Source organism: Spirosoma pulveris (assembly GCF_054781875.1).
In genome coordinates, this window is sequence record NZ_BAAGTO010000015.1 from 53,963 (window position 1) to 78,476 (window position 24,514).

The window sequence follows — 24,514 nt, forward strand, 5'->3', positions numbered from 1 at the left end:
CCACCCAGTATGTATTAAACTTAGCTGAGTGGCCTTATTGTAGCTAGGAAAGCAAAGGGCAGTTGTTTACCAACCCGGATTTTGGGTAAGCTGTGGATTCAGCTGAATTTGCTGCGTAGGGATTGGTAGCAGGTAGTTTTTGTCGCTGAACGAGCGGCTGCCGTCAATAATAATGTTACCCTCAGCATCCTTGGCAGCTGAAGCCATCGCAGGCCACAAGGTCTGGTACTCCGTACCCGTCCATTTTAAACCAATCAACGGCTTCTGTAACTCACTGGCAGCGGCCCAGCGCTTCAGATCGTCCACTCGAAAGCCTTCATAAAAAAGCTCTACGCTACGTTCCCGGCGAATTTCGGTACGCATATCCAGCCCGTTGGCCTGTGCGAAGGCATTGCTTAGTTTAGGCATCGTCTTGTTTACCCGATTTCTAACCAAGTTGAGGGACTTGTCCAGGTCAGCATCGCTGATCGTCCCGTTCCGTTCAAATACAGCTTCCGCATAGTTGAGCAGGACTTCAGCATACCGGATCACTGGGTAGTCATAGGCCTCTTCGTTGTCGGTCACGGCCCGCTCCGTAATCCATTTCTGGTGACCATAACCACCGAGGCCACCCGTGTACATTTTAAAGGGTGACGCATAAGCTGTAGCTCGGTCTGCCGCTCCGCTTGTCCAGTCAACCCGGGCGTTATTGATACCAAACCAGTAATACCCACCCGGCACCTTTAGCGTGTATTTCATCCGGTTTTCCCGGTTCTGAAATTCCGAAAGCATCGTTGCATATCCTTTGAAAAGCGGTGACTTCTCAATGGGCAACCCATCCTGACACAAAATCAGATTGACAAAGTTTTTGGTGGGTGACATTACCTGCGCCTGGCGCGACACGTTTTGGCGAATCTGCCGGAGCGTCCAGTCGTAGCGATTGGCCAGAATGTACTCATTGTTCGCGCTTTTGGTAAGGTTAGCGGGGTTCGACTTCTGATTTTCCAGGATGAACAGGTATTTCTGGGCCGAATCGCCCAGGGCGGCTGGAGCAAACAACTGGTATTGTGCTCCGGTAATAACAGCTCCACTGGCGGCAACGGATGCGTCGAGCAGCGTATTGGCGCGGCCGGCATTGTTGCGGAATTTTTGCCAGGTTCCTTCGTACAACGTTACCCGGCCCAGGAACGACTGTGCAACCTCTTTATTGATTCGTCCTTGTTCCGTCGATACATTCTGGGCTGTTTTAGCCGGTAGAGCGGCAATGGCTTCGTTCAAATCTTTTACAATAAAGTCGACCACTTCATCCCGCGTATTACGGGGGGCCTGCAATTCGGGAGCATCGGTTGCCAGTGGTGTGCTGATGATGGGTACACCCCCGAAAATCTGGAGCAGATCGAAGTAGACATACGCCCGGAAGAACTTAGCCTCAGCGACGTACTTGGCAATATCAGCTTGGTTGCTGTATGCGCTGGCCTTGCCCAGCATGTAATTGATCGTGCGAATCCGGCTATAGTTGTTGTTGTAGTTCGCATCCGTTACCGGTACCGTATTCAACCCACGGCTGTAGGCATTCTGACCCGAAGCAAAGTCGCTTTTGAAATCAGAATGATAGTTTTGCGTGGAACCGTTTGCGTCATAAAGCACATCGATAAACGACCGCTCGTAGGAATAAAACGCATTGGCAGCCAGCATAAAGTCATTTGGCGATTGCCAGTAGGCGGCATCCGAAAGCTGGTCGAGCGGGTCCAGGTCCAGGGCTTTATTACAGCCATTCTGGGTTAGCGTCAGCGTGCCAGCCAGTAAAATGAGATAAATTTTCCGAAAGGATTTCATAGTGTATATTTTTCGGTCTTCGCCAGCAGCGAAGACCATGTAGTTAAAAAGTAAGGTTTACACCCACGGTATGCAGCCGGAAAAAGGGATAGCGGGTGAACGTGTTTTCACTGTTGGCGCGCCCAACGTTGCGAGTCGCTTCGGGGTCCCAGCCATCGCGGATATGACTGGCTTCCCACAGGTCGTTACCGGAATAATACACCCGAAGCCGGTCAACCTTGATTCGCTTGGTAATGCTAAGCGGCACCGTGTAGCCAACCACCAGATTTTTCAGTCGTACATAGGCACCATTTTCTACCGACCAGTCCGAAATCTGGTAGTTGTAGGTATTGTAGGTAGTTGCGTTTTGACCCGTCGACAAAATGGGGTAGTAGGCATCGGTGTTCGTCGGAGTCCAGGTTTTGCCAATCCAAAAGTCCGTTTGGCCCTGGAAGATCGAGCCGAACGGTACTCGCCAGTTTCCTTCCCGGAAGATCGTTCGCTGGCCTACTCCCTGGAAGACGGCCTGAAAGTCGAAGCCTTTCCAGTCGGCACCCAGATTCAGGGCAAAGCTGTAGCGTGGATCATCACGGCCCAGGTATTTCAAATCGCCCGGCACAGTTAGTTTACCGTCGCCATTGAGGTCTTTAAAGCTGTTATCACCAATACGTACCCCAGGTAATGTAGATGTCGTAAGGGGCATATTGATGTTATTCCCAGGAGACAGTGCACGGGCAGCCGCCAATTGTTCGGCCGTCTGGATGCGGCCAGCATATTCAAGACCGAAGTAGGAGCCCAGAGCGTACCCTTCAACGTTTGCGTTATAGCCCTGATTGATCACATTTGCCCCCCCATAGCTCACCAGTACGTTCTGGTTATCGGTCAGGCTGGCACCGATGCGATACCCAAATTGTCCAATCCGGTCATTCCAGTTTAAGGCCGCTTCCCAGCCCCAGGTTTTCAGGTGACCGATGTTGGCTGCTGGCGCCGTAGCGCCCAGTACTGCCGGGAAAGTCTGCCCCAGCAACATGTTTCGGTTGTGCTTGACGAAATAATCGAAGCTACCTGACAATCGGCGGTTCAGAACCGAGAAGTCAAGACCAAAATTGGTGGTTTCAACCCGTTCCCAGGTACGGTTCAGGCTAACCAGGCTTGACGTTGGCGCTACAGTGACAACCGGGCTTGCGCCAATAATTGGAAAGCCAGCACTGGTTGCGCCAGACGTAGCCGCTACGTTCAGCAATTGGATGTAATCATACAGACCAATGCCACTTTGGTTTCCGACAGTTCCGTATGAGCCCCGGAGTTTTAAATCGCTCAGGAACGTCAGACTCTTCATGAAGTTTTCTTGCGAAATACGCCAGCCACCCGATAACCCGTAAAATAACTGCCAGCGATTTGACGCATCGAATTTTGATGAACCATCGTAGCGAGCATTTACTTCAAGCAGGTATTTCTGCTGGTAAGCATAATTAAAGCGCCCAAAATAAGACCCGATGGCATAGTGACTTTGACTTTCCGTTACGCTTTTGGTCGTTGCATCTCCGATGCCTAAATTCAGCGAAGGCACGTTGTCGTTGGCCACGTAATTTGTTCGAGCCGTGTAGGCATTGGCCTCATCACGTTCGTAGTTCGTACCAACGGTTACGCTGATGTCGTGATTCTGGCCAAACGTCTTGGCATAGTTTAGATACGCATTCAGGGTTGCATAGGCATCTTTCACCAAACGACGTGAATAGTATGAATTGGGGCGGGTCGGGTTGTCTGCGGCCTGAATCGTGCCGAGATAATTGTACCAGGAAATTACTTTTTGTTGTTCCTTAATGTCGGTAGCAGTCCAGTTATAGCCAGCCTGTCCAACCAGACTCAGATTCTTACTCAATTGATAACTAAGCCGGAAGTTGGTAAATACCCGGTTGTTGTATTCTTTGTTCTCACCACCTAACTCAGCCTGCCAGTTTGGACTGTACTGCGTACCCCAGGCGTAGGGCCTGCCATTGATGGTCGACACCGGAAAACCTGGTTGCTGGTACTGACCCATTACTGAACCGATTAAGGTTGGTTGAATAATGTCGTTTTTTTCAAGCGAAATATTCGATTCGAGTTTCAGCTTATTCGTAAACTGGTAATCGTGCGTCAGGCGGATATTATATCGGCTATTGGAGTTTTTACCCCACTGAAGCATACTGCCATCGTTCAGATAACCGAGCGATACCCGATAGCCAGAGCGTTCATTGCGACCCGATATGCTCAGGTTATGTTGCGTTGAGGTAGCCTTTCCCCATAATATGTCTACCCAGTTGGTGTTAAAGAATGTTTGATCCTTCACGTCACCGAAGCCGGGATTGAGCGGGTTATTAGCAGGCGATACGGTACCGTTGTTTGTATAGTCAAGGTAACCCGCAGCAGGTGGGTTGAGCATCAATTGTCCAAACCTATACCAAAGAAACGAAGTGGGCGCTACACCGTAATAATCGTTCGTCGTTCCTTCGACCAGACCTTGGCCAAACTGCTGAACATTGATCAGGTGAGGCTGTAAACCAAGGGCCTTCTGGGATATCGAACCATCGTATTGAATGGTGGTTTTGCCGGATTTTGCCCGTTTGGTGGTCACCAGTACAACGCCCCCCGCAGCCCGGGCCCCGTAGATAGCGGCCGAGGCATCTTTCAGGAAAGACATATTTTCAATGTCATTTGGGTTTATCGAGTTCAGAGCAGCCTGGCTACTGACGGCAACTCCATCGATTAGAATCAGCGGTTCGGTGCTGTTAGTAGAAGTAGCTCCCCGAATCTGAAAATTCCAACTGGCCCGGCCCGGAGCCGCTGAGGAGCGCGTTACGATGACGCCCGGCACCTGGCCCTGCAATGCAGAAAGTGGATTGTCGACAACTCCTCTGTCCTGAAATACTTTATTGTCGATTGTGGCAATAGCACCGGTTAGAGTAGCCCGTTTTTGGGATCCATAGCCCACAACGACGACTTCGTCCAGGCCACGAGCTTCTCCTTTCAGTTGAACATTCAGTGAAGTTAATTTGCCTGCAATAATCTCCTGCCGTTCGTAGCCGACGAATGAGAATACCAATACGGCATTATCGTCTGGTATTGAAATCGAGTACTTACCGTTAGCATCGGTGGTTGTACCGCGCGTGGTGTTTTTAATCGCAACGGTTACGCCAGGCAATGGTTCGTTTTTTTCATCGGTTACCGTTCCAGAGAGTGTCTGGTCGGCAGCCGCAACGGCTTTTTCCGGCAACACAGTTGTGATTTGGCTGGTGCTACTGTTTCGCAGAATAATTTGTGAGCCAACGACTTCGTAAGTAACCTGAAGTGGGGTCAACAAGGCATTCAGGACGGACGATAGCGGTTGACTTTGTACTGATAGATTTACTCTTCGTTCTGAACGAATGACCTGAGGACTATAAATAAATCGTACCGAAGCCAGTTTCCCAATCTGCCTGATCGCCTGCTCGACCCGCTGGTTCTCAATCGTAACGGAAATCGGACGATTCAGCAACTCCTGACCCTTCCCATCGAGGGCCATGACCAGACTGGAAAACCAGCTCACCAGGAAGATCTGATAACAGGCTATTCGCATGATTTTGGTGAAAATCATTCGTGGTTTTGTAATGATTTGCATAGTTATAAATAAAAATACTTGTTTAGAATTGGCACAAAAAATCCCCTTACCCAGTACATGCCTGGATCAAACTGTTGTTAGTGGGTAGGAAAAAGTTGGGGAAACCGTTCGAGTCGCTTAGGCTTTTAGCGAGCACATAGGCTACTTTCGGAGTGAGTGATCAGGTCTTTTCATAAGCATCCTGTTGGTTTAAATTGGTTGGTCCAGCTGGGCTGAAACCCGTCACTGACAGCCTTTACTATAAATAACAATCTGGGCATCAATTACTTCGTAACGGGACCCGGTAGCCCGACAAATCAGGTCAAGCTTCTCAAATAAGGATTCTGAGCCAAATTCTGCTGTCAGTTCACAGCCGATCAGAAGGTCTGCATCGTAGTTGATCACAATTCCATAGGCGGCTTCCAGTTTTTTGAAAACCGTTACGACCGGAGTATGCTCGAAAACGAGTGTCTGGGGCTGGCCCGTGGATATGGCCATTGGCTCGGGCAACGCTACTAGCGAACGTTCCAACTGGCGATCGGTTGCTTGAAATGTGGCCTGCTGATTAGGCGTGAGAATAAGTGCTGGTTCGCTGCCGGTCAATTCACCCAGCTTTCCATTGGGTAGCGTCTTAAAAACCGAAACCTTTCCCGTCCGAACGATTACTTTAGCTTCCTTATCATTAGCATAGGCACGAACGGTGAAACTGGTGCCGAGCACCTGCGTTGTCAATTGATTGGTATAAACCATAAAGGGCTGTTTAGGCCGACGGACCACGTCAAAGAAAGCTTCACCAACCAGGAAAATTTCTCGCTTCCGACCCGTAAACGCGCGGGGAAATTTAATCTGACTCCCTTTATAAAGCGTTACCTTACTTCCGTCGGGTAAACGAACCAACTGGCTGGCATTGCTAGTATTATGCACTTCCTGTAACGTTCCGGCCTGTTGCTCAACCATATTTTGGTAAACAGCGAGGGGCGTAGCGGGTGTACGCCAATAAAAAAAAGCTATTGTTCCTAAGCCAACAAGCGCAACAGCCGCAGCTATCCGTAACCAGCCAGTGAAACGGCTTGGTACTGGTACTGGTACTGGTTGTAGCTCGTCGAGATCCTGTGCTTTCTTCCGGTTAATTCGGATACGAGATACCTCGCTGGCTAACTCCTCATCCGTTAATTCTTCCTGCGCCTGTTGCATCTGACTTACAAATTGACGGGCAGCCAGTACAAGATCTACTTTATCCGGATTCTTATTCAGCCATTCGTTCCAGAATGTCTGATCGGTGGGCCCATTCCTAAACACCCATTGCCGAAATCGGTCGTCCAGCACAAAGTCGTCAAATGTATAGGTTGTATAATCGGGCATAGAATTGTCAGTAATTCCCTATTTATAAAGAAGTAGTCGGCTAATTCGGGGACATACTCTTTTTTTATAAATTTTTTTTGGATTTTATTGGAGCAAAGATTGATTGATTACTTATCTCTAAACACCTAATGCCAGCTGAATGACCTTTTTGTACTAGGTCATTCAGCTGGCATTAGGTGTTTAAAAATTATTGAATCAGGAAAATACGCGAACAGGCAGGATAGTCCGAAGTTGCGTCATAGCTCGATAGAGAAAATTGGCGACCGTTTGTTTTTCAATATCCATTACCTGCGCAATATCATCATTAGTAAGCCCTTCGTAGAATTTTAGAAACACAACCTCCTGTTGCCGTTTTGGTAACTGATCGACGGCTTGCTTAATACTTTGCTCCGTCGAAATCAAAATTTCGTCGGCAATCCATTTATGCTCGGCCGTTAAATCCTCCGTAACAATTGCTTCCAAATCCAATGTTTCGTCGGTTACAAAGGGGCGGGCCGTTTCTCGGCGTATCCGACGGAATAAATTATTCCGAAACGCTTTGATCAGGTAAATTGTCACGTAAGGTGTTTCGACGATTGCGGCCCGACGGTTCCAGAGCTCCAGAAATAAATCCTGGAGGCAGTCTTTGATAAGTTCACGATCTTTCGTGAACCGTGTCGCATAGTTGAACAGAACCCGGTACCGCGCCTGAACCAATTGATCAAAAGCCTGCTCATCATTAGATTTAAACCGAATCCAGAGCTGAGCCATTAGCTGTTCATCCGCAGGAATTGTCTGTGAGCACGCCATAATTAATTTAAGTAAAATTGTAAAGCAGTATTGGTGTCTTTAGAACACAATCCGATCAAATAATCAAAACAAATCATTATTAATAAACTTGCCTAAGAGCATTCATTCCTGGGAAAATACAATTAATGGAGTAGAGTAGGTAAAAGCAATCAATACGTAGCTACAGCCCATTACACCCCTTTCCTGAATATATTCTACTAAAATACTCAATAAGTACAAGATGTCAAGCAATAATGAATATCACAATAGGCTAAAAAGGGGTATAATTTTCTGCAAACGTTTGCGCAAACGTTTGCAGAATGGGATTTTGGTCAAAAAATATTAAATTATTCTCTTTATAATGGCTAATACATAAGTGGTAGATATGTTCTTTCTATCTGAGAATAGCAGGCCAGATTATTAGAAATATTCTATTTTCTTAGAATATTGAAATTTTATAAGCAACGTCACTGAAACGAGTTACCATATTGCCTGTAATTGAGCTTATCAATCTAAACCCAATCGCGCCACACTAATTCATAGTTATTCATCTTGACATGCTCAAGTATCGCCAGCCACGATTTATAAAAACCCCTGCGCAAGATTTAACAGTTTAGTGATCTCTTGAAAAGGGGTAAATCTAAAAAAAGGGAGCAAATTCGTCACTTCAACTACACATTGAATTAGTAAATACAGTTGATGGGTATAGTATGGGAAGTATGGGCATTACCGAACAAACTTTTATTCTGCTGGAGCGCTTTAACACGGTACTATGACAAGTGTAGCGGGCCGATTTGGCCAATTTTTTACTTACATTTTTAGCTGATTAAGGCTTATTTTGCAGCATGGAAGCCATGCCCGATCAATTGCCCACTCAGCCCGATCAATCGGTGATTCAAAAACAGCGCGTGGAGGACGCCACAGATTTTCTAAGTATCTGTGATCGCCTGTCTACGGGTTACGACAGTGGGTACTACTGGGAAGACATCCAACGAGCCTTACGGATTGCAGCTGGCTTAGAGAAGTGGCCTGGCTAACTGATATAAACCAACTCTTTTATTCCTGAAATAACTAAAATTAACCATTATTGGGGGGTACCTACATTCGTACGGAATGTTTCATTAGAAGCGAGTAAATTACTAAAAATATGTACTTCGTACCATTAATTTAAGACGTCAATTAGTGCACTTTTACTGCCAGAAACAGACATTATCAGAGATGATTTGTATAAATAATTCTCAAGTTTACAACAGGCGTTAAGGATGCCGTACTGGCTGTGTATGGCGTACTCTTCTACAGAACTTTCCTACTTCAAACGGATATTCCTAGCCTTTCAAAAAGTATTCGATTTCTATTTCTTGCATCTTTAACTAGCTTTTGATAAGAAATCACCTCTATATAGGCATTAAATTGTTTGTGATAGTAAAAATAACCCATCCCATCTGGCGTGATTATATAGTCTCTGGTAGTTAGAATATTAATAAGTTTAGGATTGAAATCACAAATAACATAGGCATAAAAAGGTATTTTGTCCTTATCAGAAACCTGAATAAATTTACCTCTTCTATCTAACGCCGAACCACTTCTTAACTTACCAATATAATCTATCACCTGATCAACAGGATTCTTTTTCTCATCCCTGTCCGAATAATCATTCCGCTCAGGTTTCTTGAACTCCACTATAATAAACGAGTTAAAAGGGGCCTCTTCATTGACAAAGGCAAAGCTGCTATTAAAAATAAATAAGTCCGGTCGATCAGTCGTTTTAATATTTTCTAGAACAGGCATGTCAGCCATTGGTTTATCGGATGCCAAGTAATAGTGATAGGCAAGCCGTTCATCGATGAGCCATAAGTTTTGTTGTTCATATTTTACATCATCAGACTCTTTCTTTATAGGAAAGAAAATTTCATGAATTGTTTTTTCGCTCTGAAATTTATCTCCTTCCTCACCTAAATATTTATTTAATAAATCAATAATTGCTCGTCTATGTATGACATACTTAACTAGATTCGATTTGCCAATATCATTGGATTGTTCCAGATACTGATCGTAAGCTTTCTGATACTCCTCAACGTTCTTATAGTCATGGCCATTTAGCACTTCATTACCTAGAATCTTCGTATCAAGTTCCAGTTTCTGTTGTATCTTAAATAGTTCGACATCAAGTTTTTCTCCCGTTAGAGTAGCTGGTAATTTTTTCACTTCATCCTCTTTATACTTTAACACGTATTTGAATTGAGGAGCATATTGTTCGACATGTTTTTTAACAGATGCCATCTTTTGCTCTCTAAGCGCTGCTAACGGAATTTTTAGTTCTTCTTCCAGTTCGTGTTCTATTTGTTTTTTTATATCCTCAAACGTGACAATATAATCATAGGGAGCATCTTCCTCATTGTCTGGGAAATTAAACCGAGTCCGCTCATTCCCGACGTTATTGTCCAAATATGTGGAGGTAATGTAAACTTTGAGGTTCTTTTGATCACTTTCAACTAAGTAGACGTTACTTTTCAAATCAGGAATATATTTGCTGATAGGTTCATTGACAACATCCCTAGAGTTTCCACAATAATGTACCCGGTGACCACCTTCGGTTTTATCCACTAACAATAAATTAAGAGTAAACTCAGTATTTTTAATTTTAAAGGTTCGTTTAATTAAGTTAGGTAATAAATCTATACCAAACTTTTCCTGTAACGTAACCTGATTTCCATTTGTATCAATGATCGTAATGATCGGGCATTTACCTTCAATAAAATAGATAAAGAAATGCTCTATTATAAGTTCTGCTATTTCATCAATTGACTTCGGGCAGTGGTTCTTATATTCATCATAAAATGAATTAAGTATGACTTTAGTACCTGACTCTTTCCTAGCCTCTGATTTTACAATGGGCTCTTCATCAAAGCCCTTACCATACGCTTTTAATGTGAAATTTCTAATTTCAGTTTCGCCTAAATTATTCTGATAGGTGCTACTATATTCTATTTTTTTAAATGCTTTTAAACAGACAAATCTCCCAATACCTTTTGATCCTTTATCTTCTTTATAATCTGATTCTGCCGTGAGGAACGATTTATAATTTCGTTCATTAAAGCCAATGCCATTATCCGTAATAATAAACGATTTAATAAAATACTGATTTACATCGCCGAGAGAAACTAAGGCTTCGTCATGACCTTCCCGATCTAGTGTTATATTTATTTTTCCTTTCTTCGTTGAGCCTAGCTCTTCAATAGCATGTATTGAGTTGCTGACAACTTCAAATAATGGCCACAAAGCTTTTTTTAGGGGTAGATTCAGATTGCGTACTCTCCCAGCAATGTTGGTTATAAATTCGTTATTTGAAATGACAGCTTCCATTAGAAAAAAAGGTGCAGAGTTGAAAAAATTACATTAGTTGGCAATTTAGACGGTTGATTTACGGATGACAAGCCGTTTAACATTTAGCATTGGTAATGGCTTTCGGAATTCGCTTTACCAGCCTAACTTCTTAGCCGCGTTATGCTGCTTGATCGAATCTAATCGGGTATACCTTCGGATCATGGCGCTGGTTTTGTGCTTGGTCTGTTGCATGATTTCTGAATCATCAGCCCCGTTGAGCTTGGCCGTTGTCACAAATGAGGCCCGCATCGAATGCGCTGAGAATCGGTCACCCATATGCTTTTTAACAATGGCTCCAATCGACTGATCTGTTAATCGCTCCTCGGTTAGTTCGTTGCCCTTTCGTATTCTTACCAACAAGGGGCCATTGGTTCGTTCCAGCAGAGCTACCCATTTCTGTAATGTACGCACGGGACAAATCTGAGCATCGGGACTATAAAAAAGGGCCTTTTCTTCTCGCTGTCCTATCTGATTGGTTTTACTTCCGTAGTATGTAATCACCACACCGTCCTCACCAAAATGAAGTTGCTCGACATTGAGCGCCACCAGCTCCGACCGGCGAAAGGCCCCCGTAAAACCCAGCAGCAAAACGACTTTATCACGCAGTGGTCCAAACCGGGGTACCCCCTTACTATCGGTGACAAGTTTACGCAGAATACCTTTCAACTGATTAGCGCCAAACGCAGGTGCCTGCTCAGCATGGGTACCATGTTCCCGCTGGATACCTTTCAGTGTCGCCTTTAACCAGCGATCATCAACCGGGCTGGGTAGGTCAAGCAATTCATGCCATTTGCGCACGGCCGAAAGTCGACGCGCGATAGTTGCCCACTTGCGCTTCGGACCCAGGGCTGAGACATACTCTCCCAACACAGCCGACGTAGCGGGCCAAGCGTCCACCCCCTGCTGCTGGCACCAGGTAGTATAATGATTTAGGTCAGCTCGGTACGCTCGCTCGGTATTAGCCGCTCCCTGTAACCCTTTCAGCAAATACTTCTGCTGGTCCCCACTCAACTGAGGCAAAATAACCAACGAAAATGGATCGTTTTGCGTAATAGGTAAAAAGGACACAGTTTGCTTATCCATATATTACAGTCAATGTTAACAAACCTACGGATTGCGCATAAGATACACAAACATTAAAGCAGCTAAACATTCATTTTGCACTTTACTATCGATAACATTTACTTATCAATACTAAAATGAATTTAAGTCTATTTTACAAATGACTGTAATTGAATAAATAACAAGTATAACAATATTATATGTTATCAGTTTTTAATACTTTTCTATAAATTTATTTTAATGTAATTAATCGCTGATTACATAAAGGACTTAAAAACTTTTTATGCACTTTTGCATTAACATAACTATGCACAATGGAAAATGTAGCCATGAACGAATTTCGTCGGCAGGTTGGTGAATACATTAACCAGACCTATTATGCAAATAAGTCTTTCGTGCTGACAAAAGGACAAAAGAGGGTAGCCGCTTTAGTACCGATAGCTATACTTGACCGACTATCTGAACTAGAATCCTTTTATAGTCAAACGTTGGCAGATCGTCAGCAAGCAGATGCATCTGTTGACAAAATCAGCGAAACAGATAAAGAAACCGTTTAACGATAGTCACCCATTGTGCATACCAGATAAGGATATCTATGATTTTGTACAATGATAGCGGGTTTAGTACGAAAGGGAACGAACTACTTTTTTAGACGTTGACTCAAATAGAATCCGGACGAAACGGACCACCTCCAATACTTACTTGTCGTTCAGTATTTAATCATTAAGAAACTATTTCGGCGCATCCATTGTAATAGACCTATCAAAGGTGATGGAGTTCGCCTGGAACCGCCCTCAAAAAGCTGATAACTCCTGTATTCGTTTCCCCGAAACAGGACGTTTGTATGCTCAGCTTTTTCATCACCCCAATCTATTCATTTTCTATGCCGGCTGATGTGCCTGCCTGTGGCTGGCCCTCATCGTCACGGCTGTTCAGTTTTCCGCGCGGTTCCCCGCTTCGGACAGGCCTTCTTGTATCCCCCTAATTCTATCTCACCCCATTCTGACGGCTTGAGTCGCTTGGCTATTGCCTGGTTCGACAAAAACTCATGAATCAATAATGAAAACAACCCTTCACTACGTTCAGGATCACCTCAGCCTCCTGCGATTTTTAGGAAAATGGTTTCTGCTGATTTTGCCGGTGGCCCTGCTTAGCGGTACGACCAGCGCTTTCTTTTTGTGGGCGCTCGACGAAGTTACCCAGCTTCGCTGGCAACATGGTTGGCTACTCTACGGGCTGCCATTGATTGGCGTTCTGATTCTATGGCTCTATCAGAAGGGCGGTAAAAATGCGGAACGGGGGAACAACCTACTCATCGATGAAATTCATCAACCGGGCGGGGGCGTACCCGGGCGTATGGCTCCCCTGGTGCTGCTAACGTCGCTGTTGACCCACCTTTTTGGCGGCTCAGCCGGTCGGGAAGGCACCGCCGTTCAGATGGGGGGTAGTATCGCTGGGGTGCTGGGCCGACAGCTCAGGCTCTCGGAAGCCGATTTGCGCATCCTACTGATGAGTGGGATTGCCGCTGGTTTTGGCGCCATATTCGGCACTCCCCTGGCTGGGGCTGTCTTTGCCCTGGAGGTGCTGACCATTGGCAAGCTGCGGTATCAGGCCCTGATTCCCTGTCTGATGGCCAGTATTCTTGGCGACATTACCTGCGCGGCCTGGGGCATTCACCACATCCATTATCAGGTTGCCTTTTCGCATACGGCCATCCCGACCTTTTCGGTGCCGAATGGCTGGCTACTAACTAAAGTGGCCCTGGCTGGCGCTTTATTTGGCCTGGCAGCGCTGGTCTTCTCGGAACTGACGCACGGACTGCAACGTCTCTATAAGACGTATTTGCCGTCAACGTATCTCAGACCTATTATTGGGGGTGTCTTATTAATTGGTTTAGTGTGGCTGGTAGGCACCCGCGACTATCTAGGATTGGGGGTGGTTAGTCAGCAGCCTAACGGCATTTCCATTCTCAATGCGTTTCATTCAGGTGGGATAACTCCCTGGAGTTGGTTCTGGAAACTGTTGTTTACGGCCATCACCCTCAGCAGCGGCTTTAAAGGGGGCGAGGTAACCCCGCTCTTTTTCATCGGCGCCTGCCTAGGCAATCTGCTGGCTGGTTGGTTTAATGCGCCCGTCGATTTATTCGCAGCCCTGGGCTTCATCGCCATCTTCGCTGGGGCTTCTAATACTCCGCTTGCCTCGACGCTGATGGGCCTGGAGCTGTTTGGCTCCGACAATTTGATCTTTTTTGCGATTGCCTGCTTTGTGGCCTACTTCTTCAGTGGCCATACCAGCATCTATTCCGCCCAACGGCTGGGCGTGACTAAATCAACGGGCCGAGATATTGTCCACCAGGCTCCCTTGAGCCGCATTCAAACGTTACGCCGGAGGGCCTTTACCGGAAATCGGATCGACTAATCAACCAAAGCAATGCCAACCTTACATAAATCGGAACTGGGAAAATTACGGATTTACCTGACACCCACCGACAAGTTACCCGCACCGGGTTTGCTGGGACGACTGCTGGGCAAGCCGCTCGCCCGGGAGCTGATTCACCGGGCTAAAGCGGCCGGAATTCTCCATGCGACGATTCATCATTCGCAGTATGGCTATACCAACCGGGGCGCTTTACAGGACGATCATCCCGAACAGGGTAACCCCCGCTTGAATATTTACGTGGAGCTGATTGACCACAAGGACGCCCTGGAAGCTTTCTGCCAGCAACAGTATGCGCTGTTGCAACACAAAACGATGGTGTATAAAGCTGCTGAACACTGGTCTTTTCGCGACACACCTACTCCCTCATTAATCACTGACTACTCTTAATTCATACGACAATGGCTTTTCAAAACATACTCATGGCGGTTGATGCCAGTCCGTACTCCCTAAAATCGACGCAGGCTGGCTTTGATTTGGCCCGTTCCTGCGGGGCCGACGTAACGTTGATCTACGTTATTGACCCCGTACTGGAAATGGGTAACATCGACGGTGGTGAGTTTCCCGACCAGGCTCGTCAGCGCGAACGGGCGGCCGGGCAAACGCTCCTGGATAACTTGAAACAAAGCGCGGGTTCGGGCCTGACCGTTCAGACGCTGATGCCCGAGGGCAAACCCGAGGAAACGATCCTGGCTGCGGTTGAGGATGCAGGTGCCGATTTGCTGGTGATCGGCACTCATGACCGGAGTGGACTACTTCACCTGTTGCAGGGTAGTATGACCGATTACGTCCTGCGGCACAGTAAGGTCCCGGTGCTGGTCGTACCGACCCATCTGCAGGACTAAGCGTTTTAATCTCTAGTATTTATTATCTAAACAATTCATCATGAAAATTCAAGACATCAGTGCCCTCGAAGTATTGGACTCCCGGGGTAATCCAACCGTCGAAGCTCAAGTCATCCTGGAAGATGGGAGCTGGGGCCAGGCCATCGTTCCTTCAGGAGCCTCAACCGGCGAAAACGAAGCGGTGGAACTGCGCGATAACGACCCGCTTCGCTACGGCGGCAAGGGCGTTCGGCAGGCCGTTGCCAACATTCAGACCCAGATTCGGAACAGTTTAATTCAGCGCGATTTTATGGATCAGTCGCAACTGGATCATCAACTGATTGAACTGGATGGTACGCCGAACAAGGCCCGATTGGGTGCCAATGCGATCCTGGCCGTTTCGATGGCCTTCGCCCGTGCTCAGGCTCAAGCACAGCAACTGCCGCTCTATCGTTACTTACAAGGGCCCTTTACCGAAGCCGTCTGGTTGCCTGTACCCTGCATGAACGTCATCAATGGCGGGCGCCATGCTGACAACAACGTTGATTTTCAGGAATTCATGATTGCCCCTCATCAAGCCGGGTCATTTGCGGAGGCCATTCAAATGGGCGAAACGGTTTTCCACACCCTCAAAGCGCTGCTCAAGCAACGCGGCCTGAGCACCGGCGTGGGCGATGAAGGTGGGTTTGCTCCCGACCTAAAAGCCAACGAAGAGGCCGTTGACCTGATCTTAGAGGCCATCACCCGGGCCGGGTACAAACCGGGTGAACAGGTCAGTTTATGCCTCGACCCGGCGGCCAGTGAACTCTGGCAGAATGGTCATTACCAATTGAGTAAAAGCACGGGTCAAATCTTATCTACGGAGGCCATGATCCGGCTCTGGGAGGACTGGACGCGTCAATATCCCATCGTTTCGCTGGAAGATGGCCTGGGTGAGCACGACTGGGAGGGCTGGAAAGCTCTGACTGCTACGCTTGGCCACCGGGTTGAGCTGGTGGGTGACGATATATTCTGTACCAACCCGGCACTGGTTCAGCAGGGAATCGACCAGAAAATAGGCAATGCGGTGCTCATCAAGCCCAACCAGATTGGCACAGTGACCCAGACACTCGATACGGTCAGGCTGGCGCAGCAAAATCAGTACCGAATCTTCATCTCGCACCGGAGCGGAGAGACCGTCGACACATTTATTGCCGATCTGGCGGTAGCGACCAGCGCAGGAGCCATTAAAACCGGGTCGGGTTGCAGGGGGGAACGGACCGAGAAGTTTAACCAGTTTTTGCGCATCGAGCATCGGCTGGGGGCGGCTGCTCGCTTTGCGGGCCGGGATGCGTTTGGGCAGTGATTGAATTCAAAACTCGTTAACAAGATGACAACGACTCACTTATTCCCAAACCACCAGCGTCGCCTGGGACCGTATTGCACGTGATTGAACTACGGCTGAATGAGCTGCAGGCTGATTTAACGAATGGAGCCAACGGGCTAACGTATCAGTTGGAACCAGCCCTTTCGGCCGATCAGCAAAAGTTGCTTAACCAGCAGATTCAGGCCATTCGAGACCTGATTGGTCAGCTTGTGCACAAATATGGCCTTTCGGCTCGTCGGCTTGCCTGGTCTCAACGACTCAATGCGTTAAGCTCGTCGCTTTGGGTCGATCTACAGGACAGCCGTTCGGATCAGATGCCAGGGTACGGCGCGTTTACAACCGATGAGCACCCAGCAGACAATGATCAGGATATAGGCCAGTTGATCGTGCTCATTCGAACGATTCAGACCTGATGAATCCTTGGTCAGACCTTGGCAGCAGGCGAAGAGATCGCCCTGCTTTTACCGTTACCTCCTGCACTGAAACGGGCGTAGGAGGTAACAACTTTAACCGCAAATCCTTACCGATCAACTGCTTATGTTTTAATAGTTATTCCAATTCTACTGAACGGCAAAAAGGCTAAAAAGCTTCGCAAAAAAATGCGATTACTCGGTTTTGTGCGAAACTTTCGAATTCGTCAGTTATGCACTACCTATTACGTTAAATACTGGCTGGTTGCTCCTGCCCCCGCAAAAATCCCGTTTCGTCATGCCGGAAATGATACAATTTGGCAATATCCGTTCGCAGCCATTGCAGCACAGGAAGAGCAAATACAAGCAGAGCGCCAAATGTACCCGTTACGGGGGCCAGCCAGTAAAGCCAGTGGTCAGTCCAGATACCGCTCCAAACGGCGGGGCCAAAACTACGGGCTGGGTTGGCGCTGCACCCGGACAGGGGCGCTTCCAGACCGACCAGCACCGAAAACAATGGTGGTATCATGAAAGGGGTATAGGCTTTCAGTCGGTCATGGCTGGTGAACAGTAAAATCACGCAGATCAGACAAAACGTAACGAATGCTTCACCCGCAAATGCCGTCCCCACGTTATGTCCCGGTACGGTTATTCCTTCGCGTAGACTATCACCCATCGATCCCCATACCGCCAGCGCTCCCGCACCGAGCGTAGCGCCTGCTAGTTGAGCAATAATATAGCCAAACAACGCCCGCCATGGCAGTAAACCTCGTCCAAAAAAAGCGATAGTGACTGCTGGATTCAGATGCGCCCCGCTGATACGTCCCAGGGGCGACAACGTGATCAGGCACCCAACGCTGCCAAACAAAAAGCCGGTAACAAACCGACGCACCATCGCGTCAGGCACGTAACTGGCTACAATACTTCCAGGTCCGAAGTCAATAATGACAAACGATATGCCTCCGAAAACCAGCAAGGCCGTACCAATTCCTTCCGCGATTACCGCTTTCCACTCTTCTGGCTTCATTCAGGTTGTATACCCGGCAACCGGACAGATTCTATGAAGATGTATTGCTATCTTTCGGAAAGGCCGTTAAACAAAGATAACTGGTTTTGAAATGTATACCCGATGGTATTGCGAAAATGGGCAACCAGATTGCCCCCATTAGTCGCCGTGGCTAACTGACCTGGCAATATCACGTGTTTATCTAGTCAAACGGCCGATTCAGGATTGCATCAGAATTGGGCCTTACCTTTAGACTAGTCTGAAAAAATAAGGCGATGAAACTGCTGCTGATTGAAGATGAACCGGTATTGCAACAAACCATTCGAACCTACCTGGAGCGGGAAGGGTACCGGGTCACCACGGCCGATACCTTTTTGCAGGGCTCCCGGCGGGCTAACGACTACGAGTATGATTGTCTGCTGGTTGACATTACGCTGCCGGGGGGTAATGGACTGGACATTATCCGGGAGGTCAAACAGCTCCAGCCTCAGACGGGCATCATCATTATATCGGCGAAGGACGCGCTCGATGACCGCATTACGGGGCTGGACCTGGGGGCTGACGATTACCTGACTAAGCCCTTTCACCTATCGGAGTTGAACTCCCGGCTGAAATCTGTGCTGCGACGACGCTTATTTGCGGGCAGTCAGATCATTACCTTCGGTGCGCTGACGATTGATCCCCAACCCCAGCAGGTGCAGATTCAGGGGCAACCCGTTGAAATGACGGGTAAGCAATATGATCTATTACTATACTTGATCAGTAATAAAAACCGGCTATTATCGAAGGCGGCTATCGCCGAGCACGTCTGGGGTGATTCGATGGAATTAGCCGACTCACACGATTTTATCTACCAGCACGTCAAGAACTTACGAAAGAAATTGCTGGCCGCTGGTTGCCCGGATTACATCAAGACCCGTTACGGGGCAGGCTACTTATTTACGCTGGATACATGAAACTATTAGCCCTGACCTACCGGTACTACGCGGGACTGGCTTTGGGCGTGCTGGCCCTGAGCGTCCCCGTTTTTTACGGAATCATTCAGTGGTTGGTGATTGTCGATGTCGATGAAGCCTTATTGGCCCGCAAGCAGGAGATTCAACAGTTGGTAGTTAAACGGCCGGCTTCTACTCTACAGTATCTACCCTCAACGGACCCCAACATCCGGTTGTTACGGGTAGCCAGTTGTCCTGGTTCAGACTACTTTCATGATAAGGACTACTATTTACCCTTACTCCATGAACTCGAACCCCATCGGGAATTAGTCACCTGCCTGAAAGCCGGGGAAGAAGTCTATCAACTCTTTATTCGTCAGTCGCTGGTTGAAGAGGAGGATTTTATGCTAACCATTACCGGTTTGCAAACGGGCCTACTCCTGCTACTCTTACTAGGACTGGGACTGATTAACCGGCGGATTACCCGGTCACTTTGGCAACCTTTCACGGATGCCTTACGGCGGATACGCAACTTCCGGCTCGAAAGTGACCAGGCGCCCAGCTGGTCGACTACTGAGATCGATGAATTTCGGGAGTTGCATCAGTCCCTGACCACTCTATTGACCCGCAACCAGCAGGTGTACACTTCCCAGAAACAATTCACTGAAAATGCCTCTCACGAAATGCAGACGCCCCTGGCCATCATGTCGGCTGAACTGGAAGTGCTTTCGCAAACGGATGACTTGCCCGATGACGCGCTGGATCACGTGCAGAAAGCTGCCAGTGCCGTCAATCGACTGTCCCATATTAACCGGGCGCTATTGCTGCTCACTAAAATTGAAAATATGCAGTATGCCGAGGTGTGTCCCGTCGATATAGGGGCGTTGACCGCTCGATTACTCGACTGGTACGCGGATTTTATTGTCCACAGACAACTGACGTTCCGTCATTTGACGGCCCAGGACACCACCCTTTCGATGAATCCGCAGTTGGCGGACGTACTGGTGGGGAATCTGTTGAAAAATGCGATCCGGCATAACCAGCCAGGGGGCATGCTGACCTGTACGGTGTCCCGCACAATGCTTTGCATTGAGAACACGGGGGATCCGCTGCCCTTTCCGGCCAGCCAGCTCTTTGACCGTTTCGTTAAGAATCCCGCCCTCCCCGATGCGACGGGGCTAGGCCTGGCGATTGTCAAACAGATTGCCGACCGATACGGGCTTCCTCTTCGCTACCAGTTCAACGCAGACCAATCCATTCACCGATTTGAGCTGGGGCTACAGCCAAGTCACAGTGCCGCTGACTCTATAATCTAATTCAAACGAGGACCGATTTAATTCAATTCATCTGTTTAAACTGACAACCTTATGAACATGCCAGCAACCGCTAAAGCCCCCATGCAGTCCGGTCATTACGGCCGCTTTTTTCTCATGCTAGGTGTCTCGTTCGTCGTCATGAATGCCCTGACGTACGCCAATCTGGAACAGGCTGACCATTTTTATTTAAGCACAAACCGGCTTTATGTGACCTTCCTGATGATCTCGGCCATGGCCCTTATTATGCTCGGCTTTATGCGGGCCATGTACACGGATCGACGCATGAATCAGCTCATTATCGGCGGTAGCGTGCTGGTATTTGCCACAGCTTTGTTCTGCATTCGGAATCAGGTATTAATCAACGATCAGCGGTTTATGCAGTCGATGATTCCCCATCATTCGATTGCCATCCTGGTCAGCAAACGGGCGGAGTTGAAAGACCCTGAAGTGAAAGAATTGGCCCAATCGATTATCACGGCGCAGGAGCGGGAAATTGCCCAGATGAAGCGGATACTGGTTCGCATGGACCAAAAATAGCTAAGTCGATGTGGTGGACATATGCTTTGCTGTCAGCCCTATTTGCCGCGCTGACGGCGGTGCTAGCGAAAGTCGGTATCAGAAACGTCAATACTGACCTGGCGACAGCCATTCGTACCCTTGTGATTCTGGTGGTGGCTTGGGGGCTGGTCTTTTGGCGGGGCGGTCTGGATGGGTTGCCTACGCTGACTCGTCAAAACTGGTTGTTTCTGGTATTATCCGGTATTGCCACGGGTCTATCCTGGATCTGTTATTTCAAAGCCCTGCAACTTGGCAAAGTGTCGCAGGTAGCTCCGGTCGATAAGCTCAGCGTCGCCATTGCGATTTTACTATCAGTGCTTTTTCTGGGTGAGGACTTAACCTGGAAAACAGCGCTGGGTGCTAGCCTCATCATTGGGGGCACGCTGGTGCTGATTCTTTAACCTCAAAGCTAGTTCTTTCATCCATATTTTTCAACAACTAACCCCGCAAATTTAAAATTTAATTTTAAATTTGCGGGGTTATGATTAATCGACTTATTGCACCTGAATTAGTAGAACTACTGGCGGATCGACCAGCCGTGGCCCTGGTTGGTCCCCGACAGGTAGGCAAGACAACCCTGGTCAATTCGCTGGCGGCTCAGTTTGAAACGCAGCCGCTTTATCTGGACTTAGAATCGAGTCAGGATCTGGCCCGTTTGCAGGATGCGGAATTGTATCTGTCCGACCGTCAGCGGCAACTCGTTATCATTGATGAAGTCCAGCGGATGCCCCAGTTATTTCCCCTACTACGTTCGCTGATTGATCGTCACCGGGTCGCGGGCCGTTTTTTACTATTGGGCTCTGCTTCTCCGCAACTGCTTCAGCAGAGTTCGGAGTCTCTGGCCGGTCGAATTGCTTACCTGGAACTGCAGCCATTAAGCTGGCCTGAGGTAAAGGAGCAACTCCCCTATCAAACCCACTGGCTGCGGGGCGGTTATCCAGATATGCTATTAGCCAATAGTGATCGATCTGCCATCCGACGAATGAATGATTTTATTCAAACCTATGTCGAACGGGATTTACCAGCTCTTGGCTTAGGGGCGTCACCCGCCCGGGTACGTACGCTGCTATCGATGCTGGTAAGTGTTCATGGAAATCAGTTGAATGTTTCCGAACTGGCCCGATCCCTGGGACTGAGTGTGCCCACCATTCAGCACTACCTGGACTTTCTGGAACAGGCGTTTCTCATTCGCCGATTACCCCCATATTTTGTCAACATTGGCAAACGTCTGGTCAAATCACCCAAGCTTTATCTGCGGGATAGTGGTATGTTTCACGCCTTGGCAGCCATTGGCTCACTGGAGGTGCTGAGTGGCAGTCTATACGTGGGTAGTTCCTGGGAGGGCTATGTTGTTCAGCAAGTCATGGCGACAATTGGCTATGATATCCAGCCCTATTTTTACCGGACGGCCGACGGCTCAGAGTTGGATATACTGCTGGTGCAGGGTACCAAGCCCGTCGTAGGCATTGAGATAAAATACACGAATGCGCCTACCCTGAGCCGGGGAAACTACATTGCCAGCCGGGATTTAGGCGATATTCCGTTGTTGGTCGTCACGCCGTCGGCTGACGATTTTCGGTTACAGGAGCACGTGCAGGTATGTAGTCTGCAAACTCTGTGGCAACACCTCAGTGCATACAGTGTTGTCGAGAAGCTATAGCCAACCGGTCCGCTCGCCGATTTTGTCATTCCGTAAAAGTAGTGGCATCATTAACCGCTAAACCGTCCGGGCGATCTTCTCTCGGATACGGTGATGATTCTAAACGTCAGTAACGCATCAATAATTGATCAATGCCGCATCAAATAAACAGGTGAAAGCGGAAGAGAATCTGCCTAAAAAACCGCCATCATGCATACCCCCGTGCTGGAACCTGTGTAAATGGGCACTAAGGCCATGTTCTTTTTGTGAAAGACGACCCGGCGGAGCCATGGATAAAGTTGATAGACCAGCTCGGTTGAGCCGATACCCACCCCCGCACTAAAAAGAACGTCGGCCAGCCAGTGCCGGTTTTTCATTACCCGCAACGCGCCCACTGTCGTGGCCATACCGTAGCCTGCAACGCTGTACCAACCACTACGTTCGCCGTATTCTTGAGCCAGCAGGGCGGCACCCGTGAAGGCAAATGACGTATGGCCCGATGGGAATGACTCGTTACCTACGCCATCGGGCCGGGGGTAGGCAACAGTGTACTTTAGTCCCTGCGTAATCGCCTGTGCGACCCCGTGCGACAAAATAGTAAGAACCACCTGATCCCCAAAAGCGTGCTTTCCCTTTATCCCCAAAGCACCCAGACCCAACACGGCCAGTGTGGGCACAAACTGACCGACATCATCCACATGCGACGAAAAGCCGGGATACCGTCCAACTACCTCTGATTGAACATGGCGGCTGATAGCTCCCTGCGTGATCAGCCCCGCCGTCATCAAGCCAACGGGTACGATGTAGGCCGAGGGTTGAAAAACCGCGCGGGTTGCGGCCGCAGACGCACGGGTTGTATCGGACTGAGCCTGGGTGACAGAAAGCGGAAACGTCGTCAGGATGACTAAAAAAATAAGCTGTTTCATCATCGGGTGTCCTCTATGGTTTTAAAGCCTGATAGTCGCGGCAACGACCATCAGGCTTTCATGAAATCTACTGGCCGATCTTTTTCACCGGTTTGCCCTCGGCGGTAAACAGGTAATCCTTACCCCCCGATTCAGCCTCATAATAACGTTTCCCCATCGCATCGGTAATTTCGGCCGCTTCGACAATGGGTTTTTTCTGACCATCCATATAGCTTCGCACGGATTGGGGAAGCTTCGCTACCGAAATTTCCGTTTCAAGTTCGGTTTGCTGACCGTCTGGGTTGAAAAGCGCCGATTTTTTTTCGCCGTTCAACGTGAATGACACTTCCCAATCTTTTCCTTCCCGATCCCACTTTACCTGCCTGGCTGTAGCGTACGTATTCGTAAACGCCGTTTTTACGGTCCGCGGCACCCGGTTGGTACTCGCTGACTGGGCTGATCCATCAGTGAATGTCGCGCCCAAAAGCAGGGCGCTGACAATGACATACGTTTTCATGATTCGATCCTTGCTGTTGGTTATGGCAGTAAACCTACAACCCAAATCTGATGCAATCCTGATGGGAGAATACGATGCCTTACCAATGCTACCTGGACTCCGCTGTTATCAGATTTCCGATAGAATTCACCACTAGGTTTGCCAAGTCTTCACGCTGTTTTCGTAAACCAGATCAAAAATTTATGAGGCATTTAACTCCTTTAGTACTCTTGCTTGGTACACTAACGGGTACAATACAGGCCCAATTAATTCCGGCAAAACAGGTACCTATACCGGTTCAACAGGCACTTAGAAAACTTCATCCAGCGGTACAGCATCTCCAGTGGGAACGAGCGGCCCCGTACTACGAAGCCATTTTTACCCTCAACCAGAACCACCGGGCTATCAAATTCGACGTGAAGGGCCAAGTAGCCGAAACCGAAGTAGGAATACCCATTACCAGCCTGCCGCCAGTCATCTCAACGTACATAAAGCAGCATTACCCGAATGAACGGATGCAGGCGGCTGAAACCGTGACGAAAGCGAACGGGAGCATGCACTATGAGATTCGGATCACGGGCATGGAGGTCGTTTTTGATAAGGCGGGTACATATATCGAAGAAGAGAAAGATTGATC

At 48.2% G+C, this 24,514-nt stretch carries 22 protein-coding genes and 1 riboswitch; of the genes, 13 read left to right on the forward strand and 9 right to left on the reverse strand.

Annotated elements, in window-relative coordinates:
• Positions 1-66: 66 nt before the first annotated feature.
• The 4 genes from ACYVJM_RS28560 to ACYVJM_RS28575 form a co-directional block, all read right to left on the reverse strand.
• Positions 67-1,815 (reverse strand): RagB/SusD family nutrient uptake outer membrane protein, encoded by a 1,749-nt coding sequence (locus ACYVJM_RS28560; protein ID WP_461151589.1) that lies wholly within the window; start codon positions 1,813-1,815, stop codon positions 67-69.
• A 43-nt stretch (positions 1,816-1,858) separates the two neighbouring features.
• On the reverse strand, positions 1,859-5,407 hold the full coding sequence (locus ACYVJM_RS28565) for a TonB-dependent receptor (protein ID WP_461151590.1): 3,549 nt from the start codon (positions 5,405-5,407) through the stop codon (positions 1,859-1,861).
• 246 nt (positions 5,408-5,653) lie between these two features.
• A complete protein-coding gene (locus ACYVJM_RS28570; protein ID WP_461151591.1) occupies positions 5,654-6,772 on the reverse strand; it encodes a FecR family protein in 1,119 nt (372 codons plus the stop codon).
• A gap of 195 nt (positions 6,773-6,967) precedes the next feature.
• Positions 6,968-7,561: an RNA polymerase sigma factor gene (locus tag ACYVJM_RS28575; protein WP_461151592.1), complete on the reverse strand. Its 594-nt coding sequence runs from the start codon at positions 7,559-7,561 to the stop codon at positions 6,968-6,970.
• An 824-nt stretch (positions 7,562-8,385) separates the two neighbouring features.
• Here ACYVJM_RS28575 and ACYVJM_RS28580 point away from each other — a divergent pair.
• Positions 8,386-8,577 carry a hypothetical protein gene (locus ACYVJM_RS28580; protein WP_012931256.1) on the forward strand — a complete coding sequence of 64 codons (192 nt, stop codon included), beginning with the start codon at positions 8,386-8,388 and terminating at the stop codon, positions 8,575-8,577.
• 274 nt (positions 8,578-8,851) lie between these two features.
• Here ACYVJM_RS28580 and ACYVJM_RS28585 read toward each other — a convergent pair whose 3' ends face one another.
• Positions 8,852-10,903 carry an ATP-binding protein gene (locus ACYVJM_RS28585; RefSeq protein ID WP_460963605.1) on the reverse strand — a complete coding sequence of 684 codons (2,052 nt, stop codon included), beginning with the start codon at positions 10,901-10,903 and terminating at the stop codon, positions 8,852-8,854.
• Positions 10,904-11,017: 114 nt separating this feature from the next.
• The gene (locus ACYVJM_RS28590; RefSeq protein WP_460963606.1) at positions 11,018-12,007 is read right to left on the reverse strand and encodes a site-specific integrase; all 990 of its coding nucleotides are present in this window, start codon (positions 12,005-12,007) and stop codon (positions 11,018-11,020) included.
• 293 nt (positions 12,008-12,300) lie between these two features.
• Here ACYVJM_RS28590 and ACYVJM_RS28595 point away from each other — a divergent pair, with 293 nt between their 5' ends.
• The 6 genes from ACYVJM_RS28595 (at position 12,301) to ACYVJM_RS28620 (ending at position 17,025) form a co-directional block, all read left to right on the forward strand.
• Positions 12,301-12,543, forward strand: a complete 243-nt coding sequence (locus ACYVJM_RS28595; protein WP_012931394.1) for a type II toxin-antitoxin system prevent-host-death family antitoxin — start codon at positions 12,301-12,303, stop codon at positions 12,541-12,543.
• 201 nt (positions 12,544-12,744) lie between these two features.
• A riboswitch (Fluoride riboswitch) is annotated at positions 12,745-12,808 on the forward strand.
• Positions 12,809-13,045: 237 nt separating this feature from the next.
• Positions 13,046-14,404 (forward strand): voltage-gated chloride channel family protein, encoded by a 1,359-nt coding sequence (locus ACYVJM_RS28600; RefSeq protein ID WP_012931393.1) that lies wholly within the window; start codon positions 13,046-13,048, stop codon positions 14,402-14,404.
• 12 nt (positions 14,405-14,416) lie between these two features.
• On the forward strand, positions 14,417-14,812 hold the full coding sequence (locus ACYVJM_RS28605; RefSeq protein WP_012931392.1) for a DUF190 domain-containing protein: 396 nt from the start codon (positions 14,417-14,419) through the stop codon (positions 14,810-14,812).
• A gap of 11 nt (positions 14,813-14,823) precedes the next feature.
• A complete protein-coding gene (locus ACYVJM_RS28610; protein ID WP_012931391.1) occupies positions 14,824-15,267 on the forward strand; it encodes a universal stress protein in 444 nt (147 codons plus the stop codon).
• A 40-nt stretch (positions 15,268-15,307) separates the two neighbouring features.
• Positions 15,308-16,591 carry a phosphopyruvate hydratase gene (gene eno / locus ACYVJM_RS28615; protein ID WP_012931390.1) on the forward strand — a complete coding sequence of 428 codons (1,284 nt, stop codon included), beginning with the start codon at positions 15,308-15,310 and terminating at the stop codon, positions 16,589-16,591.
• 80 nt (positions 16,592-16,671) lie between these two features.
• Entirely contained in the window at positions 16,672-17,025 is a 354-nt protein-coding gene (locus ACYVJM_RS28620; RefSeq protein ID WP_012931389.1) for a hypothetical protein, read from the forward strand.
• A gap of 247 nt (positions 17,026-17,272) precedes the next feature.
• Here the strand turns inward: ACYVJM_RS28620 and ACYVJM_RS28625 are convergent, their stop codons facing one another.
• Complete coding sequence (locus ACYVJM_RS28625) at positions 17,273-18,049, reverse strand: MIP/aquaporin family protein (RefSeq protein ID WP_012931388.1); 777 nt, start codon at positions 18,047-18,049, stop codon at positions 17,273-17,275.
• Positions 18,050-18,303: 254 nt separating this feature from the next.
• Between ACYVJM_RS28625 and ACYVJM_RS28630 the strand changes: the two genes are divergently transcribed.
• The 5 genes from ACYVJM_RS28630 (at position 18,304) to ACYVJM_RS28650 (ending at position 22,497) form a co-directional block, all read left to right on the forward strand.
• The gene (locus ACYVJM_RS28630; protein WP_012931387.1) at positions 18,304-18,984 is read left to right on the forward strand and encodes a response regulator transcription factor; all 681 of its coding nucleotides are present in this window, start codon (positions 18,304-18,306) and stop codon (positions 18,982-18,984) included.
• Positions 18,981-20,279: a sensor histidine kinase gene (locus ACYVJM_RS28635; protein ID WP_460963607.1), complete on the forward strand. Its 1,299-nt coding sequence runs from the start codon at positions 18,981-18,983 to the stop codon at positions 20,277-20,279. The genes ACYVJM_RS28630 and ACYVJM_RS28635 overlap by 4 nt, the downstream gene beginning before the upstream one ends.
• A gap of 51 nt (positions 20,280-20,330) precedes the next feature.
• Complete coding sequence (locus ACYVJM_RS28640) at positions 20,331-20,816, forward strand: DUF305 domain-containing protein (RefSeq protein WP_012931385.1); 486 nt, start codon at positions 20,331-20,333, stop codon at positions 20,814-20,816.
• Between the two features lie 8 nt (positions 20,817-20,824).
• Complete coding sequence (locus ACYVJM_RS28645; protein WP_012931384.1) at positions 20,825-21,238, forward strand: EamA family transporter; 414 nt, start codon at positions 20,825-20,827, stop codon at positions 21,236-21,238.
• A gap of 80 nt (positions 21,239-21,318) precedes the next feature.
• Positions 21,319-22,497 (forward strand): ATP-binding protein, encoded by a 1,179-nt coding sequence (locus ACYVJM_RS28650; RefSeq protein ID WP_012931383.1) that lies wholly within the window; start codon positions 21,319-21,321, stop codon positions 22,495-22,497.
• 173 nt (positions 22,498-22,670) lie between these two features.
• On the opposite strand, the gene ACYVJM_RS28655 is transcribed toward ACYVJM_RS28650, so the two are convergent.
• Together ACYVJM_RS28655 and ACYVJM_RS28660 are read right to left on the reverse strand one after the other, a co-directional pair.
• Positions 22,671-23,405: a phosphatase PAP2 family protein gene (locus ACYVJM_RS28655; protein WP_012931382.1), complete on the reverse strand. Its 735-nt coding sequence runs from the start codon at positions 23,403-23,405 to the stop codon at positions 22,671-22,673.
• Between the two features lie 64 nt (positions 23,406-23,469).
• Positions 23,470-23,898 carry a hypothetical protein gene (locus tag ACYVJM_RS28660; RefSeq protein ID WP_460963608.1) on the reverse strand — a complete coding sequence of 143 codons (429 nt, stop codon included), beginning with the start codon at positions 23,896-23,898 and terminating at the stop codon, positions 23,470-23,472.
• Between the two features lie 182 nt (positions 23,899-24,080).
• On the opposite strand from ACYVJM_RS28660, the gene ACYVJM_RS28665 reads away from it, so the two are divergent.
• Positions 24,081-24,512, forward strand: coding sequence for a PepSY-like domain-containing protein (locus ACYVJM_RS28665; protein ID WP_012931380.1), 432 nt, complete (start codon positions 24,081-24,083; stop codon positions 24,510-24,512).
• Positions 24,513-24,514: the final 2 nt, after the last annotated feature.